The organism is Gordonia terrae (assembly GCF_001698225.1).
GTDB classification, from domain to species: Bacteria; Actinomycetota; Actinomycetes; order Mycobacteriales; family Mycobacteriaceae; genus Gordonia; species Gordonia terrae.
This window is the reverse complement of sequence record NZ_CP016594.1, coordinates 3,350,894-3,366,844: the sequence shown is the minus strand read 5'-3', so window position 1 is coordinate 3,366,844 and position 15,951 is coordinate 3,350,894. Positions and strand designations below refer to the sequence as shown.

General features: G+C 68.3%; 17 protein-coding genes. 2 read left to right on the top strand and 15 right to left on the bottom strand.

Annotated features, from left to right (window positions below):
• Positions 1 to 50: 50 nt before the first annotated feature.
• The 3 genes from eutC to BCM27_RS15035 form a co-directional block, all read right to left on the bottom strand.
• Positions 51 to 860, bottom strand: coding sequence for an ethanolamine ammonia-lyase subunit EutC (eutC, locus tag BCM27_RS15045; RefSeq protein ID WP_004019839.1), 810 nt, complete (start codon positions 858 to 860; stop codon positions 51 to 53).
• Complete coding sequence (locus BCM27_RS15040; RefSeq protein ID WP_004019840.1) at positions 857 to 2,266, bottom strand: ethanolamine ammonia-lyase subunit EutB; 1,410 nt, start codon at positions 2,264 to 2,266, stop codon at positions 857 to 859. Before BCM27_RS15040 ends, eutC begins: the two co-directional genes overlap by 4 nt.
• Positions 2,267 to 2,478: 212 nt before the next feature.
• Positions 2,479 to 2,706 carry a dodecin gene (locus BCM27_RS15035; RefSeq protein ID WP_033203881.1) on the bottom strand — a complete coding sequence of 76 codons (228 nt, stop codon included), beginning with the start codon at positions 2,704 to 2,706 and terminating at the stop codon, positions 2,479 to 2,481.
• Positions 2,707 to 2,801: 95 nt separating this feature from the next.
• Here BCM27_RS15035 and BCM27_RS15030 point away from each other — a divergent pair, with 95 nt between their 5' ends.
• Entirely contained in the window at positions 2,802 to 3,209 is a 408-nt protein-coding gene (locus BCM27_RS15030) for a YchJ family protein (protein WP_004019842.1), read from the top strand.
• 7 nt (positions 3,210 to 3,216) lie between these two features.
• Here BCM27_RS15030 and BCM27_RS15025 read toward each other — a convergent pair whose 3' ends face one another.
• The 7 genes from BCM27_RS15025 to BCM27_RS14995 form a co-directional block, all read right to left on the bottom strand.
• Positions 3,217 to 4,149, bottom strand: a complete 933-nt coding sequence (locus BCM27_RS15025) for a putative antibiotic biosynthesis monooxygenase (protein WP_004019843.1) — start codon at positions 4,147 to 4,149, stop codon at positions 3,217 to 3,219.
• An 86-nt stretch (positions 4,150 to 4,235) separates the two neighbouring features.
• Positions 4,236 to 5,633, bottom strand: coding sequence for an amidohydrolase family protein (locus tag BCM27_RS15020; protein WP_004019844.1), 1,398 nt, complete (start codon positions 5,631 to 5,633; stop codon positions 4,236 to 4,238).
• 44 nt (positions 5,634 to 5,677) lie between these two features.
• Positions 5,678 to 6,931, bottom strand: a complete 1,254-nt coding sequence (locus BCM27_RS15015) for a multidrug effflux MFS transporter (protein ID WP_004019845.1) — start codon at positions 6,929 to 6,931, stop codon at positions 5,678 to 5,680.
• 10 nt (positions 6,932 to 6,941) lie between these two features.
• A complete protein-coding gene (locus BCM27_RS15010) occupies positions 6,942 to 7,937 on the bottom strand; it encodes an antibiotic biosynthesis monooxygenase (protein ID WP_004019846.1) in 996 nt (331 codons plus the stop codon).
• A 34-nt stretch (positions 7,938 to 7,971) separates the two neighbouring features.
• Positions 7,972 to 9,387, bottom strand: coding sequence for an FAD-binding oxidoreductase (locus tag BCM27_RS15005; RefSeq protein ID WP_033204010.1), 1,416 nt, complete (start codon positions 9,385 to 9,387; stop codon positions 7,972 to 7,974).
• A 165-nt stretch (positions 9,388 to 9,552) separates the two neighbouring features.
• On the bottom strand, positions 9,553 to 10,185 hold the full coding sequence (locus BCM27_RS15000) for a DUF2461 domain-containing protein (RefSeq protein WP_033204007.1): 633 nt from the start codon (positions 10,183 to 10,185) through the stop codon (positions 9,553 to 9,555).
• Between the two features lie 5 nt (positions 10,186 to 10,190).
• Complete coding sequence (locus BCM27_RS14995) at positions 10,191 to 10,754, bottom strand: CHAP domain-containing protein (RefSeq protein WP_004019849.1); 564 nt, start codon at positions 10,752 to 10,754, stop codon at positions 10,191 to 10,193.
• Between the two features lie 201 nt (positions 10,755 to 10,955).
• On the opposite strand from BCM27_RS14995, the gene BCM27_RS14990 reads away from it, so the two are divergent.
• Entirely contained in the window at positions 10,956 to 12,440 is a 1,485-nt protein-coding gene (locus BCM27_RS14990; RefSeq protein ID WP_004019850.1) for a phospholipase D-like domain-containing protein, read from the top strand.
• A 3-nt stretch (positions 12,441 to 12,443) separates the two neighbouring features.
• Here BCM27_RS14990 and BCM27_RS14985 read toward each other — a convergent pair whose 3' ends face one another.
• Genes BCM27_RS14985 through BCM27_RS14965 form a run of 5 tightly spaced genes read right to left on the bottom strand, consistent with a single transcriptional unit; the run spans position 12,444 to position 15,823 of the window.
• Complete coding sequence (locus BCM27_RS14985; RefSeq protein WP_004019851.1) at positions 12,444 to 13,046, bottom strand: TetR family transcriptional regulator; 603 nt, start codon at positions 13,044 to 13,046, stop codon at positions 12,444 to 12,446.
• Positions 13,043 to 14,248: an NAD(P)/FAD-dependent oxidoreductase gene (locus tag BCM27_RS14980; protein ID WP_004019852.1), complete on the bottom strand. Its 1,206-nt coding sequence runs from the start codon at positions 14,246 to 14,248 to the stop codon at positions 13,043 to 13,045. Before BCM27_RS14980 ends, BCM27_RS14985 begins: the two co-directional genes overlap by 4 nt.
• Positions 14,245 to 14,424, bottom strand: coding sequence for a rubredoxin (locus tag BCM27_RS14975; protein ID WP_004019853.1), 180 nt, complete (start codon positions 14,422 to 14,424; stop codon positions 14,245 to 14,247). Before BCM27_RS14975 ends, BCM27_RS14980 begins: the two co-directional genes overlap by 4 nt.
• Positions 14,421 to 14,591 (bottom strand): rubredoxin, encoded by a 171-nt coding sequence (locus tag BCM27_RS14970; protein ID WP_004019854.1) that lies wholly within the window; start codon positions 14,589 to 14,591, stop codon positions 14,421 to 14,423. Before BCM27_RS14970 ends, BCM27_RS14975 begins: the two co-directional genes overlap by 4 nt.
• The gene (locus tag BCM27_RS14965) at positions 14,588 to 15,823 is read right to left on the bottom strand and encodes an alkane 1-monooxygenase (protein WP_004019855.1); all 1,236 of its coding nucleotides are present in this window, start codon (positions 15,821 to 15,823) and stop codon (positions 14,588 to 14,590) included. The genes BCM27_RS14970 and BCM27_RS14965 overlap by 4 nt, the downstream gene beginning before the upstream one ends.
• Positions 15,824 to 15,951: the final 128 nt, after the last annotated feature.

Below are 15,951 nucleotides of genomic sequence, written 5' to 3'. Positions count from 1 at the left end.
AGTTCGCCGCTGCCCAGTGGGAAGCAGGTTCGCGGCCACCGCAGGGGCACTCACGACTCGTGCGTGAGTGCCTCCGCGTCGTCGATCTGCTCGAGGGCGTCCGTGCGCGACATGTCTTTCAGTGCGACCCCGGATCGTCCGAGTCGGCGGGCGCCGTCGATGAGTGCGGCCGTCGTCCGTGCGGCGACGTCGTACTGCAGGCCGTCGGGTGGGTGGATGTTGGAGATGCAGTTGCGATCCGAGTCGGCCCGCCCCGGCCGGGGGAGATGGGTGAGGTAGATTCCCAGGCTGTCAGCGACCGACAGGCCGGGACGTTCGCCGATGATCACGATGAGGGTGGTGACGCCGAGGGCCTCGCCGATGTGGTCGCCGAGGGCGACGCGTGCCTCGGTCGCGATGACCGGCGGCGCGATGGAGTAGCGGCCGTCGAACTGTCGCAGCAGGGCCGCGACGAGGCCGTGGCCGTGGTCGGCGAGAGCCCGCGGCGACAGTCCGTCGGCCAGCACGATCCCGATCTCGGTGTCGGCGCGCGGCACCTGCGAGAGGTCGTCGGGTACCCGGCCCAGATCCGGCCGGCGCAGGTACTCGCTGCGTGTCGCCGCCCGACTGGTGACCACGATCGGGGCATCGAGATCGAGATCGAGTTCGCCGATGCCACGGGCGAACTCGTCGACGTCGAGCGGTTCGTGCACGGCGTCGCGCGCAAGTGCATGGGCGGCCTGGAATTCGAGGACCCGCCGCGACGGAAGCGAATTGCCCGCGCGGCCGAGTCCGATACGAGCTTGGGTCGTCCGGCGCAGCTCGGCCCACGGGTCGGGGTGCTGCGCCTCGTCGGCGGATGCGGGCCGGTCCGCGGTCATCGCCCGGCCGTCAGTGGTAGCAGGGGAGACTCGCCGGGGTCCACCGGTAGAACCCGACCGTCGCCATCGGTCATGCCGAGTCGGGCCAGCCACGACTCGAACTCGGGAGCGGGCCGAAGGTGCAGTGCCTCACGCACGTAGAGAGCGTCGTGAAACGACAGGCTCTGATAGCCGAGCATCACATCATCCGCCCCGGGCACGGCGATGACGAACGCGGCCCCGGCGACGCCGAGCAACGTGAGGAGCGTGTCCATGTCGTCCTGGTCGGCTTCGGCATGGTTGGTGTAGCAGACGTCGACGCCCATCGGGAGCCCGAGCAGCTTGCCGCAGAAGTGATCTTCGAGTCCGGCACGGATGATCTGTTTGCCGTCGTACAGGTATTCGGGACCGATGAACCCGACGACGGTGTTGATCAGCAGTGGTTTCAGCACGCGCGCCACCGCGTACGCGCGGCTCTCCAGGGTCTGCTGGTCGACCGGTTTGCCGCCGACGCCGAGGTGCGCGCCGGCCGAGAGTGCCGATCCCTGACCGGTTTCCAGGTACATCACGTTGTCGCCCACGGTTCCGCGACGCAGTGACCGTGCCGCCTCGTCGGCGTCGCGCAGGATGTCCAGCGTCACCCCGAATCCCTTGTTGGCGCCCTCGGTACCCGCGATCGACTGGAACACGAGGTCGACGGGTACACCCTGCTCGATGAGGTCGACGGTGGTCGTGACATGGGAGAGCACACACGATTGCATCGGGATCTCGAAACGCTGCCGGATGTCGTCGAGCATGTGGAGCAGGTCCGCGGTCGCTCGCGGTGAGTCCGACGCCGGGTTGATCCCGATGACCGCGTCGCCACATCCCATCAAGAGCCCGTCGAGGGTGGCCGCGGCGATACCCCGGGGATCGTCGGTGGGGTGGTTGGGTTGCAGGCGCGTGGCGATCCGGCCGGGCAGTCCGATGGTGGTGCGGAAGGCCGACGTCACCCTCGCCGCGGCGGCCACCAGGATCAGGTCCTGGTTCCGCATGATCTTCGACGCTGCTGCGACCATCTCCGGCGTCAGTCCGGGGGCGATCCGGGAGAGCCGATCGGCGGCGTCGGCGCGTGGGGCGATCTCCAACAGCCAGTCCCGGAACCCGCCGACAGTCAGGTGGGCGATCTCGGCGAACGCGGCCCGGTCATGGGTGTCCACGATGAGTCGGGTCACCTCGTCGGATTCATACGGCACCAGGGGTTCGTCAAGGAACCGGCTCAGCGGTACGTCAGCGAGTTGCCATGCGGCAGCTGCTCGTTCGGCATCGGACTCCGCGGCGCAACCGGCGAGCTCGTCTCCCGACCGGCGCGGCGTCGCCTTCGCCATCAGCTCGACGAGGCCGTCGAACTCATGGGTGGTGCCGGCGATGGTCTGGTGGTACCTCATCGAATACTCCGGCCCCCAGGGACGTGGTCGCGCATCATGGTCCCCGAAGTCTAGGTTCGGTGTCGAAGAGGCGCACGCCGAACGCGGACGGGGCCGTCGGCGCGCCTCGACCGCCGCAGCGGGTCGGGGACGGCGATGACGGACCGGTTGGCCTCCGGGCCCGGCGCGTTCCTCACGCTGTGAGATCCGCCGTGTGGAACGCGCCGTGGCGATCACGGTGTCGCGTCGCCGGAGCCTTCGATCTTGAAGCCGACCTTCAGCGTCACCTGGAAGTGGGCGATCTGACCGTCTTCGATGTGGCCGCGGGTCTCGGTGACCTCGAACCAATCGAGATGGTTGACGGTCGACGAGGCGCGGGTGATCGCATTCCGGATGGCGTCATCGGTGCCGGAGGCCGAGGACCCGACGACTTCGATGACTCGATACACGTTGTCCGACAAGGGAACCGCTCCAATCATGAGAACCTTCGGGCGTGGGGTGCGGTGGGTCCGCAGCGCGGACGGCCGCTCCTCCTGTCTACCCCTAAGATCGAGAGGTGACCAGTGAATCGGTAAACCGGAACGTCTCCGCGAGGTGCCCGTGTCTGTCGGGTCTGGTCCTCGGCGACTGTTGCGGACCCGTTCTCGCCGGTGAGCGCCCCGCACCGACCGCCGAGGCCTTGATGCGTTCGCGTTTCACCGCTTTCGCGCTCGGAGATCGGAACCATCTGCTGGTCAGCTGGCATCCCGACACCCGCCCCGACACGCTGGATCTGGACGAGTCGACGCGCTGGTATCGCCTCGACATCGAGTCGACAGCTGCCGGATCACCCTTCGACGTCGAGGGCGAGGTGACCTTCACCGCGTATTACCGACGAGGACCGGAACCGGGATCGCTGCACGAGCGCAGTCGTTTCACGCGACTCGATGGTCGATGGGTCTACCTGGACGGGATCGTCGACTGACGAACACTCAGGCGTCGGCGAAATCCCAGAACTGCAGCCACGTCACGCTGGCGAAGACCGTCAGGCATATCAGGTAGAGCGCCAGGATCGTGCCCGCTCCGGCGATGTTGCTGCGCCAGTTGTTCCCGTCGACCGGATCGAGGAACCGCCGGAAGGGGCGGGACGCCCACGGCATCAGCCACCACTGCATGAGCGAGACGCTGACCACCTGACTCAGCCACAGCGCCAGCCACGGTTCCGCGCCGAGGCGATCGAGGGTCGGGCCGAGGAACCTCGAGAGTGTCATCACCGTCGGGTACAGCACCAGCAGCACCATCATCGCCGACTTCCAGTTCGGCGTCTGCAGTATCCGGCCGCGGTCGGTGCGCACGGTGGTGCCGAAGGCCGTCGTGCTGGCCATCGTCTCGAAATCGTGGGTGAGACTCGAACGCAGCCCGGCGAGGGCTTCGCTGCGTCGGCTCGACGACACCCAGGCCGCCAGCTGACGGTCCGTGCGAAACCGCAACACCGACAGCGACGTCTCGCGTTCGTCGTCGACGAACAGGGCGGTGCCCTCGTAGCCGCCGAAGCCGCTTGCCGCATCGGTCAACACGTGTTGCGCCGCGACGAAGTCGCCGACCGCGCCGGCGACGATGTCGTGCCGGAACGCGCCGACTCCGGGCGGCGGCGACTGTCCGTCGACGAGCTCGAGGACGGGCGTCGCCGGTAGCCAACCGCGCGCTCGTCCGGCCTCGAGCGCAGACCGGTGTCCCGGACCGGCGAGCCACCGGTCCAAGGCGTCCTCGTCGACGAACGTGGCCGCGACCGCCGGATCGAAATGTCCGTCGGTCACCGCCGATATCGCGACGCCCAGGCAGCCGGCGGAATCGGTTGCCGAGGCGGCCAGCGTCGCGGCCCACTCCGCGAAATCGCCGTTGGTGCCGGCGTGGAAGACCGACACCGCGATGATCGCGGTGGTGCCTGCGGTGTCGGTGGCGTCGTGTGTGGTGACGATCGTCTCCTGCCGGCGAGTGTTCCGGTGGCCGGTCAGACGGTGACCCGACGCCCCTGGACGTAGACCTCGGCGATGGATGATTCGCGGAGGCCCATCAACAGGCCGAACAGGGTCTGGTCGCGAGCGAGATCGGCATCGTCGGAACGGACGGCGTTGTCCAGCGTCGACTTCAGGGCGTCCACGGGTTCGATGACGAGGAAATCGGCCTCCTTGCCCTGATCGAAGTTGCCGAAGCGGTCCTCCATGTCGAGCGCGCGGGCGCCCCCGACGGTTCCGATGAACAGCATCTCGGCCGGGTGCATCGACACCCCGGCGTCTCCGGGTTCGGTGATGTGCTGCTTGAACGCGTCGCCGAGGACGCGCGGGATCAGCCATTCGTCGCCGCCGCCGAAATCGGTTCCGGCGGAGATGTTCACACCCGCCGCAACCGTGCGCTTCCACGGCATCGTGCCCGACCCGAGGAACAACTGGGACACCGGACAGTGCGAGATCGAGGTGCCGGTCTCGGCCATGCGCGCCAGCTCCGCATCCTGGCAGTGCACGCAGTGCGCGAGGATGGTCCGCGGACCGAGCAGGCTCTTGCCGCCGACCTGCGATCCGGGCAGGAACTTGCCGTCGTAGGTGTCGAGGTAGGAGTCGACCTGGTAGACCTCCTTGGTGGTGTCGACCTCCCCGGTTCCGGGTCGGTTGTTCTCGTTGAGGTGGCTGTGGACGTAGACGCCTCGGTCCCGGTATTCGTCGTACAGGTCGCCGAGGTTCTTCAGCGTCTCGGTGGTCACCGACAGGGAGAACCGCGGCACGATCGCGACGTGCAGCAACGCGGTGCGGTAGTCGCCGGTGTCGGCGGCGTGCCACTTGTCGATCTCGGCCCTGGTGAGGCGGATCGCCTCTTCCTCCGAGGTCAGCAGCGGCTTGGCGGTGTCACCACCGACGGTCTGGATTCCGCGGCCGGCCACGATACGCAGTCCGGCCTTCTGGGTCTCGGTGAACAGGGAGTCCTGGGCGTGGGGGAAGGCGGAACCGAACACCATCATGGCGGTCGTCCCCGCGGCGACCCGACGGCTGGTGAACTCGACCGCGGCGGCCTGGGCGAATTCAGGGTCGGCGAACTTGGATTCGGACGGGAAGATGCAGAGATTGAGCCATTCGAGCAGCTGCCCGCCGCCGTAGGAGTCGCCGGCGTAGGTCTGCGGGAAGTGGATGTGGGTGTCGACGAAACCCGGGATGAGGTACCCGCCGGGGTGGTCGTGGGACTCCGCCGATGCGAATTCGTCCGGGACATCGGCTTTCTCGCCGGCGAACTTGACCGTGCCGTCGTCGCCGACGACCAGCGCCCCGTCGGGTATCGAGACGAGTGCGTCGACCGCCTCGGTGACGGCAGGACTGCCGGCCAGATGGAAGATGTGCCCGTAGTGGACGGTGTCGGTCATCGGTGCTCCTCGGTTGATGTGGTGCGGTCGTTGCGTTCGGGAGGTCAGAGGCGTTGTGGGTCGGTGAGTCTCGGCGTCTGAGGGAAGGTAGGGTGTTCGGTTCGGTGTCGGGCCGACGTCGCCCACCCGAGGAGGAGGACCCCGGCCAGTCCGCAGCCGGCGTACAGCCAGCCCAGCGGAGCGGGAGAGGTCTCAGGGAGGACGCCCACGAGGGTCAGCGCCGCCGAGACGATCAGATACGAGGCGGCGGTGGCGATCCCGCCGACCAGCCCCAGGTTCCTGGTGAACAGTCCCAGAGCGAGGCCGTACATCTGCGGGCACAGTATGCCGCATCCGGCCAGGGCGAGCGCGGCGCCGATCGTCAGGGCCCACGCATCGGAACCGACGGTGAGTGCCGATGTCAGGATCACCGCGGTGCCGGCGCCGAACAGGGCGAAGGCGCCGTACGCGAGCCGACGCGTCGACGTCCGGGTGGCGAAGTAGCTGCACCCCAGTTCGCCGACGAGATTCGCCGCGCCCACACACAGGGCGATCAGACCGTATGCGGCCGGCGTGAATCCGAGCTCGGACTGATAGAGGAACGGGCCCGCGACGCCGAAGGCGAGTTGGGCCGCCGCCATCAACCCGAAAACGACGACGAAGCAGGCGAAGACGGGGTGGGTGATGATCGAGACGGAGGTCCGGGACGTGGCGCGCACATCGACGGGGACACGGTCGCCCGGGGCGAGCGTCTCGGGCAGGGCCATCACGACCACGATGCCGACCAGGAGGGTCATCGCCGCGGTCAGGACGAAGATGAGTCGCCAGGTCAGGAACTGGGCCAGCACACCGCCGACGGCTGGCGCGACGACCGGTGCGAGACCCCAGGCGGCACCCAGCAATCCGGCGACCGAGGTCAGTTTCCTGCCGCGGAAACAGTCGGCGGCAACGGCGTAACCCAGGACCATGCACGCGCATGCGCCCAGCCCTTGGACGAAGCGGGCACCGAGCAGCATCGGCACTGTCGTCGCCGCCGCACAGACGAGGCCGGCGACGATCGTCACGCCCATGCAGGCTGTCAGAACCCGCTTCCGTCCCCACGTGTCGGCCAGCACCCCGACGGGTACGAAACCCACTGCGAGACCGACCATGTAGGCGGTGACGGTGGCCTGGACTGCCGTCGAGGTGGACGACAGGTCGGTCACCATGTCGGGCATCGCCGGCGTGTAGATGTCGAGGGGGATCTGGCTGAGCGGGACAACGCACAGGAGGATGCCCACGATCCGACCGGGGCGAGGCCCGGCGACACCGGTTGTCACGGCGACGCACTCACGGGAGTGTCCAGAACTGGACCGTGATCAGGTAGAAGATCGCGACCCAGGCCGCGTTCAGTGCGATGATGAGCAACGCGCCCCGGAGGTTGGTCCGGGGTTGAGGCGCCGTCGACTTCGGTTGCAGCCACCAGCCGAGCACCCGGTTCACGTAGTACGGCATCGTGAGATAACTCATCGCGAAGCTGGACAACAGGTTTCCGATCAACATGCCCAGCCACAACGGCATTCCCAGCGGCGCCGTCATCAGGGTGAGGAACACCACCGTGGGGTAGAGGCCGACCCAGACCGCCACGGAGGTCTTGACATTCGACGGTGGTGGAGCGTCATCCCCGCCGTGGGAGAACCAGTTGCCGAAGGAGTGGTCGATCCGGCGAAGGGTGAAGTCGCCGAAGTACTCGGCCTCGGCGAGGAGTTGGGCACGCTCTCCGGATGTCAGCCAGGCGTCGAGGTGCTCGGCGGTGTCGAAGCGGTACGAGATCGTCCAGTCCTCTTGAACGCCGGGGATCGGCCGGAACAATTCCGTGCCGCGGAAGCCGGGGAATCGGTGCTCGGCGGCGTCGACCTGTCGCTGCCACGTCAGGAAGTCGTCGACCTTGGACTCGGCGACCCGGTGCGACACCACGACGGTGACGAGGGTCTCCGGCTCGGCGGTGCCCGGCGCCAGGACCTGGGCGGTGGCCGGACCGTCGAAGAGGGGTTTGCCCTCGTCGACGAGGTCGAGCCGGGTGGCGCTGTTGAGCCAGTCCTGGAGGTGGCCGACCGAGTCGAATCCGTAGATCGCCGTCCAGTCCGGTTGGCTGGGATCCGGCGCCCGCAGCTTCGAGCCGACGAAGCCGGGAAACCGGGCCGCCGCGGTCTCGATCTTCCCGAACCACTCCCGGTAGCGATCATCCATACCCGGATGGACGCGTTGGCCGATGATGAGGGTCGCGGCGCCCTCGGGGGCTCCGGACTTCCGCCCCGTCTCGGGGCGGGAGATCTCGTTGGTCATGGGTCCTCCGGCGTGGTCTCGGGCGGGTGGGCGATCAGAGCGGCAGAACCCCCAGTGCCCGACCGGGGTCGATGTGGTCCCGCAGTCGTCGGAGTCGCGCGAGATTGCCGCCGAATGCCGCTTCGGTCTCCCGCTCGGTCTCGGCGAATCCGGGCCGGAGCTCGACGCTGTAGACGCCGATGGTGTCCGCGGCCAGCACATCGAGGGCGGCGCGGGCCCAGGCCTCGCACCGATCGGTGGCGGCGTCGTCGGACCAGATGGCGTTCAGCGGGACGTTCCACTCGGCGCCACGGCCCCAGAAGGCGGTGCTCGCGTCGTCGACGTCGGTGAGGGCGCCGCCGGTGTGCTGGAAATCGATACGGCACGCCCGGGTCGGGGCGGCGGTGATCGCGTTCCGCAATCCGTCGGCGACGTCGTCCCCGAGCGTCGGGCCGACGAACACCGACTTCCCGAAGAAGTGCCCGCGTTCCGACGACGTGCCGGGGCCGGGTGCCCGGATGGGCGGCGGGTCGGTGCCGCCCGGACCGGGGTGCGCGAATTCGGGCAACCCGCTCAGATAGCGACCCGTGGTCTGCGACCGGAAGCGGGGCGGACGGGTGGAACCGGCCACGACGGCGTCGGTGGCTTCGCGTGCCTCGGCGAGGTCGGCCGCCCGGGAACCACGGCACGCGGTGTAGACCAGAAGCGCGGGCTCGTCGTCGTCGGCGCCGTACCCGAGGACCGCGCCCATCGTCGTGTGTCGGGGGAGTGTGGGCGCGACCGCGAAGTAGTCGGCCAGCGCATCGAGTTCGACCACCGCACGGTCGATGTGCACCGGGCCCTGCGCCACCGTGCGCAGTTCCGCCGCGGTGACCACGCCGAAGCTCGGGGCACATCCGCGCACCGCCCACCACAGGTCGGCCTCGGTGCCCGTGCTGTCCGCGTCGAGCCGGACCACCTCGCCGTCGGGCCGGACGAGTTCGACCTCGACGAGATGGTCGAGGGTGAGTCCGGCGCTCCGCGTGAGGTATCCGATGCCGCCGCGCGTGGCGAGGCCGAACCCGGCCAGACCGACGATGCCCACCGGGATGACCCGCCCGGACCCGGTCAGTGCCTCGAGCACCGCGCCGACGGTGGCGCCGCCCTGGACCCGGACGCGGCCGTCGTGGGCGTCGATCCGGGTGAGATGAACCGACAGGTCCATCAGCACGGCGGAGTCGTCGACGCAGGTGGAGCTGAGTCCGCCCCCACGGGCGGTGACGCGACCACCGCCGGCCGAGACGATCCGCATGGCCGTGGCCACGTCCGAGGTGTCCCGGGGGTGCACCACACATGGCGGAGTGCGTCGGGACGCGTCGGGAAAGAAGATGCGCGACAGTGACTCTCGATATCCGGCGGACCCGGGTCGATGCACGCGCCCCGCCAGCGCGGCGTCGAGCTCGGCGGCGATGCCGTCGGAAAGGGTCGTCATCGGCCGTCCGCCCCGGTACTCGTGATCGTCCGAGACGCTGGGTGTGATCTCGGACGCGGTCGGCGCAAGTATCACCCCGCCGCATCCGCATGCGCGCGCCAAACCGGAGAACTCGTCGTGAATTGGTCCGGGTGGACCAGCACGAACCGCCCGAGCGGTACGGCGTCAGCTGTTCATGCGGATCGCTGTCCACTCGACGAAGGGGACAGTCGCCCGCCAGTCACGGCGTATGCGATCCACGAGTTCCGGCGAGTGGATGATCTCGTCGAATCCGTAGTCCCGGCCGACCGACAACGACCGGTGGCGAAGCAGTTCGATCCGCGGATGGGAGACGTCGTATCCACGTGGCGCGGTCTTGAGCCGGTCCCCGGCGATCTCCCAGCCGTCCTTCGTGAGCCGCCGGAGAATCCTCTCGAGCTCCGGTCCGCTGCGGTCGTGGTCGATGGACTTCCGCAGCTCGGCGAGCCGGGCCGGGGACGCCTCGTAGAAGCCGGCGCCGACCCGGACACCCGGAGCACCGATCTGGACGTAGTACCCGGTGGCCGGGGCCACGGCGACGAACGCGCCCTGATGGGTCTTGAACGGTGTCTTGTCCTTCGAGAATCGGACATCGCGATGTGGCCGGAAGATCTTGGCCGGACCGAACTCGTCGGCCAACGCGTCGGTCAGGGCCCTCATGGGCTCGGCGACCGCCGAGCGGTAGACGTCCTTGTGGTCCTCCCAGAACACCTTGGAGTTGTCTATCTCCAGGTCGTCGTAGAAGTCGAGTGCGGCCTCGGGGAAACCGGTGAAGTCCATCGCCGTCATCCGGGGAGGCCACGTCCGAAACCGACGACACCACCGTCGGACCGCCAGTCCAGCGAGTGAATCCGGATGCGCCCCATCTCGTTGCCGCCCACCGTGACGGCGGTCTCACCGTCGACCGCCACGACGATGTTGGTGTGCTGACCGAATCCCGACGACCGGTCGTACAGTACGACGTCCCCGACCCGGGGTACGTAACCGCCGACGGCCTCGAACCGGTTCTCGGCCGCGTAGTACTCCTGGAGCGTGTACACGCCGGGGATGCGCCAGTGGCCGGAATGCGGGTTGGCCAGCGGACTGCCCGCCGCCCGCATGATCCAGCTGACGAAGTTCGCGCACCACGGCTCGTCGGCGCCCTCGGAGAAGAACGTCCCCGGGCGCTGGGCGGCGTGTTCGCGCCGCACCGCTTCGACGACCCGCACCTGCCCCGGCGTGAGCTCGGATGCGTCGACCTCGGGGAACTCGGCGGTGTCCCAGGGCAACCACCGCTCGGGCACGGTCCGCCAGGCGACGAGGCCGACGCCGGCGAGAACGACCACGACCAGCGCCGCGGCGATCGCCATGCGCCGGCCGCTCTGACGCGTCGGGCGCGCGCGCTCGGCAGCGTCCTCTGGTCGATCGGCAGTCGGGTCGGCGGTCACCTCGACGAGTGTAGGCATCCGACGCGCAGCCCGGCGGCGACCCGCCTCGCCCTCGCGGGCGCTACGGTGCCTTGGCACAATGGGCGCCGGTCGGGGCCCGAGGCGATGCGAGGAGTGAACGCGGTGGACGAGTCAGCTCACGAGCCGATCCTGCGTGCCGGGGACACGTGCCGCGAGATCGCGACCGCGGACCGCGTGGCCTGCATCGTCGATGCGGCGGACTACTTTCTGCATGCGAAGTCGGCGTTGTTGCAGGCCCGGCGACGAATCGTGCTCATCGGGTGGGATGTGGACACCCGCATCAGACTCGACCCGACGACCACCGACGATGAGGTCCCCGATGTGCTCGGCGACTTCTTGCGGTGGCTGATCGACACCCGTCCGGAGCTGGAGATCCACGTCCTGCGCTGGAGCACCGGAGCGTTCACCGGAATCCTGCGCGGGGTCGCACCGCCGTTCGTCCAGGACCTGCTCACCGGTCGTCGTCTGCACTACCGGATCGACGCCGCGCACCCGGTCTCGGCCGCCCACCACCAGAAGATCGCGGTGATCGACGACCAGTTCGCCTTCTGTGGCGGCATCGACATGACCGTGGACCGCTGGGATACCTCGGAGCATCTGTCGCAGAACGACTTTCGCCGAGATCCCGACGGCCGGCCGCACGGGCCGTGGCACGACGTCACCGTTGCGCTCGACGGCGACGCCGCGCGCGTGGTCGCGTCCGTCGCCCTCGACCGCTGGGAAGCAGCCACCGGCGAGTGTCTCAAGCCCCTGGTCGACACCGACGGCCCCGACATCTGGCCGGCGGATCTCGACGTCACGTTCACCGACTGCGACGTCGCGGTGGCGCGGACGATTCCGCAGTACGACGCGCGGCCCCAGGTCGAGGAGATCCGTCGCCTCTATCGCGCGGCCTTCGCCGCGGCGCAACGGACCATCTACGTGGAGAGTCAGTACCTGGCGGCCCGGGAGGTCGCGGATGCGCTGGCCGAACGCCTCGCCGAGCCCGACGGTCCCGAGATCGTCGTGGTGCTGCCTCGGCATGCGGACAGCCCGGTCGAGCGACTCGCGATGGATGGTGCGCGGCACAAACTCCTGCAACTGCTGTGGCGCGCCGACAAGTACGACCGATTCCGCGCCTACTATCCGGTCACCGCCGACGGCGACCCGATCTACGTGCACGCCAAGGTGCTGATCGTCGACGACGTCCTCCTGCGCATCGGGTCGTCGAACCTCAACAACCGGTCGTTGGGATTCGACAGTGAATGTGACGTCGCGATCGAAGCCGATCCGCGTGATCCGGCGGACCGGACCCTGCGGTCGACGATCCTGTCCATGCGTACGCGCTTGCTGTCCGAGCATCTGGGCGTCGAGCACCGGGTATTCGACGACGCCGTGGCTCAGGCGGATTCGCTCGTGAGGGCGATCGACGGGCTGACCGGCCCCGGCCGGACACTCGAGGCCTTCGATCGCGAGACGATCGACGGCGAAGAATCGGTCATCGCGGAAAACGAACTCGTGGACCCCGAGGACGCACGGGTCGGCACCATCGACCGGATCTATCGCGCGGTCATCCGGCGCGGCACGCGGAGCCTCCTGCGCGGCTGACCGTCAGACCCGTGCGCGGGCCACCTCGATGGCCGGGGCGATGATGGCGGCGAGGTCGGAGGCGACATCCCGATCGCCCTCCGGCGGCATGGCGATGTAGCTCAGGGCCATCCTGGTGATCGCGCGTGAGATACGCACGACGTCGGACTCCGCCATCGTCAGCCAGGTGGACTGGCGGAAGGCATCGGCCAGCCGGTCGGCCGCGGTGGTGATGATCGGTGCGGCATCGGTGGTGATCAGCTTCATCAGATCGGGTTTGGCCTCGCCGGACAGCAGCGACGCGATCAGCGGATCGGTGGCGACCCCGGCGAAGAACTCACCGAAACCCTTGTGCAGGGCTTCGGTGACGTCGTCGACGGAACCGGCCAGCGAGTCCGCGACGTGGCCGGCGAAACGACCGGCCAACCGGACCGCGTAGCCCTGGGCGAGGCCATAGCGTGACCCGAACTCGTTGTAGACGGTCTGACGACTGACTCCGGTGGCGGCGGCGACGTCGGACATGCGCACCGCCGCCCAATCCCGGTCCAGCAGCAGGTCGTGTAGCCCGTCGAGCAGGGAGTTGCGGAGGAGGGCCCTGCTGTCCTGGGCGAAGTTGCGTGTCGTCATCCGACGCCGGCCGGCTGGAGCGAGGACTCGATCTCGGCGCGCAGGGCGCGCCCGGACGCGCCCCGTCCGATACAGACCGCCCCGACCAGTCGATCACCCGCGAAGGTCCGGACGACCGAGCTGGAGTCGACGAGTTCGACGTCGACTCGGTCCCCGGAGGTCGGCCACCCGACGACCTGGATGTTGGTGGAGTACTGCATCGTCCAGGCCAGTGGCACTCGCGGCACCGGAACCGAGGTGTCGGCGCCCGATCCGAGGTCGGCGGCGATCGTCATGGCGACCAGTCTGCCGTGCTCGGTCGCCGTGAGCCACTGCTCGGCACGCATGGGTGCCCCCGTCAACGGATGCGGACGCGCCGCGACATCTCCGGCCGCATAGACACCGGGCACCCCCGTGCGGAGCGCATCGTCGACGACGACACCGGCCGAATCGACGAAAAGTCCGGCACTGCGCGCCAAGTCGAGCTCGGGTTCCATTCCGACCGCACTGATCACCGTCCCCGTCAGCGTCTGCCCGTCGGCGAGTGTCACCGTCTGTGCGCCGAGTGCGATGGGCTCCGCGCCGGTGAGGATCCGTACACCGCGTTCACGGTGCAGGGTCGCCACCGCCTCGGCCACCGACGCCGGGACGACCCGGGACAGCAACGACGATCCGCGCTCGACCACGGTCACCTGCGACCCCTCACCCGCGGTCGCCACGGCCGCGGCGATCTCCAGACCGATCAGTCCGCCGCCGACGATGACCACCGGTCCGTCCGCGATCGCCTCCCGCAGTCCCTCCGCGTCGCGCCGGGTGCGCAACGAAAATGGGGACGACGACCCGCCGGGCAATTGCCGGGCACGTCCGCCGGTGGCCAGGACCAGCGCGTCATAACCGGCCTCGGTGGCGTCGGCGAGGCGGACCAGGCGGGACGAGGTGTCGACGTCGACGACTCGCGTCGAGGTCACGATGTCGATGCTCCGCTCCGACCAGTACCCGGGCGGACGAAGCGTGATCTTGGCGTCCGACAGGTCGCCGACGACGAGGTTCTTGCTCAACGCCGTTCGACGATAGGGGAGATGTGGCTCCTCCCCGAAGACGGTGATCGTCCCGTCGAAACCGTTGCCACGCAGTGTCTCCGCGGCGGTGATGCCGGCGACACCGGTGCCGACGATCACCACCGACACGTCTCTCCCGGAGTCACCGACGCGAACGGCGCTCATGGACGCGCCACTTCGACCATCTCGAAGTCGGTCTTCGCCGCCCCGCAGTCCGGGCAGCTCCAGTCGTCGGGGATGTCGGCCCAGCGTGTGCCGGGTTCGATGCCGTCCTCCGGCCAGCCGAGTTCCTCGTCGTACTCGAAACCGCATACCTCGCAACGGAAAAGCTTGAAATTCATCGTACCGCCACTCCTTCGAAGTCGATCTTCTCGCGAACCCCGCAGTCGGGGCAGGGCCACTCGTCGGGGATGGTGGCCCACGCGGTGCCGGGCGGGAAGCCCTCACGGGGCGCGCCGGCGGCCTCGTCGTAGACGTAATCGCAGACCGGACAACGGAATGTGCTCATCGCGGCGACACCCCGTGCTCGGCGAGGACGCGTTCGCGGCGGTGCGGTGCGATGTTGACGCGTTCGACGTCACCGTCGTAATGGTCGAGCACCCGCCGATCCATCACGCGCCGCCAGACCGGGGGGAAGTAGGCGAGCGTGATCATGCTCGCGTACCCGCTCGGCAGGTTCGGGGCACCGTCGAAGCTGCGCAGGGTCTGGTACCGCCGGGTGGGATTCGCGTGATGATCGCTGTGCCGTTGGAGGTGGTACAGGAAGATGTTCGTGCAGATGTGATCGGAATTCCAGCTGTGCTCCGGAGTGCATCGTTCGTAGCGACCGGTCGCGGTCTTCTGGCGGAGCAGACCGTAGTGCTCGAGATAGTTCACGGTCTCCAGCAGCGAGAAGCCGTACACGGCCTGGATCACCAGGAACGGCAGGATCTCCCAGCCGAAGATCGCCGTGAGCGCACCCCACAACACGATCGACATCGCCCAGGCGTTGAGGACGTCGTTGCTCGGGTGCCAGAACGGCTTGTCCGCACGCTCGAGTCGCTTGCGTTCGAGTTCGACCGAGGACTTCAGACTTCCCCAGACGCTGCGGGGAAGGAAGCGCCAGAACGATTCTCCGAACCGCGAGCTGGCCGGGTCCTCGGGCGTCGCGACCCGCACGTGGTGGCCGCGGTTGTGCTCGATGAAGAAGTGACCGTAAAAGGTCTGGGCGAGCGTGATCTTCGACAGCCAGCGCTCGAGGTCGTCTTTCTTGTGGCCCAGTTCGTGGGCGGTGTTGATCCCGATCCCGCCCATCGCGCCGATCGACAGGGCCAACCCGATCTTCGACGCCAGGCCCAATCCGCCGTCGATGCCGAGCCAGCCGAGGTCGTCGGCCGTCCACAGGTAGCAGGCCATCACGAGGCTCGCGATCTGGAACGGGATGTAGATGTAGGTGCAGTAGCGGTAGTACTTGTCGTTCTCCAGCTGCTCCATCAGCTCCTCGGGCGGGTTCGAACCGTCGGGCCCGAAGAACACGTCGAGGATGGGGAGCAGGACGTAGACCAGTATCGGCCCGATCCACCACCACACCGGTGACACGACATCGAGGCCGTGGCCGATGGCATTGAACCCGGCGACGAGAAGCATCGCGAGAAAGACCGATGTCGGTGGGATCAGGCCGAGAAGCCACAGATGGCGCTTCCGGTCCTTCCACTCGACGGGCGAGTCGTCCGCGGTGGGCGGGGTCGGTGCGGTACTCATGCGCACTCCTGTCTGGACGGGGCTGTGATGTACAGCACTGGACATTAACCGAGACAATGTCCGTTGTCTAGACAATCGGGGCAATTTGTAAAGCAAACGCCGGGAGGGTTCCGGAGTCGCAGCTCCCG

Bases quoted from the DNA above. Each gene is read 5' to 3' on its own strand.
- BCM27_RS15020 (WP_004019844.1), bottom strand. From the start codon at position 5,633: ATGACCGACACCGTCCACTACGGGCACATCTTCCATCTGGCCGGCAGT.
- BCM27_RS15005 (WP_033204010.1), bottom strand. From the start codon at position 9,387: ATGACGACCCTTTCCGACGGCATCGCCGCCGAGCTCGACGCCGCGCTG.
- BCM27_RS14965 (WP_004019855.1), bottom strand. From the start codon at position 15,823: ATGAGTACCGCACCGACCCCGCCCACCGCGGACGACTCGCCCGTCGAG.
- BCM27_RS14995 (WP_004019849.1), bottom strand. From the start codon at position 10,754: ATGGCGATCGCCGCGGCGCTGGTCGTGGTCGTTCTCGCCGGCGTCGGC.
- BCM27_RS15010 (WP_004019846.1), bottom strand. From the start codon at position 7,937: ATGACCAACGAGATCTCCCGCCCCGAGACGGGGCGGAAGTCCGGAGCC.
- BCM27_RS14980 (WP_004019852.1), bottom strand. From the start codon at position 14,248: ATGAGCGCCGTTCGCGTCGGTGACTCCGGGAGAGACGTGTCGGTGGTG.
- BCM27_RS14985 (WP_004019851.1), bottom strand. From the start codon at position 13,046: ATGACGACACGCAACTTCGCCCAGGACAGCAGGGCCCTCCTCCGCAAC.
- BCM27_RS14970 (WP_004019854.1), bottom strand. From the start codon at position 14,591: ATGAGCACATTCCGTTGTCCGGTCTGCGATTACGTCTACGACGAGGCC.
- BCM27_RS15000 (WP_033204007.1), bottom strand. From the start codon at position 10,185: ATGGACTTCACCGGTTTCCCCGAGGCCGCACTCGACTTCTACGACGAC.
- eutC (WP_004019839.1), bottom strand. From the start codon at position 860: ATGACCGCGGACCGGCCCGCATCCGCCGACGAGGCGCAGCACCCCGAC.
- BCM27_RS14975 (WP_004019853.1), bottom strand. From the start codon at position 14,424: ATGAATTTCAAGCTTTTCCGTTGCGAGGTATGCGGTTTCGAGTACGAC.
- BCM27_RS15040 (WP_004019840.1), bottom strand. From the start codon at position 2,266: ATGAGGTACCACCAGACCATCGCCGGCACCACCCATGAGTTCGACGGC.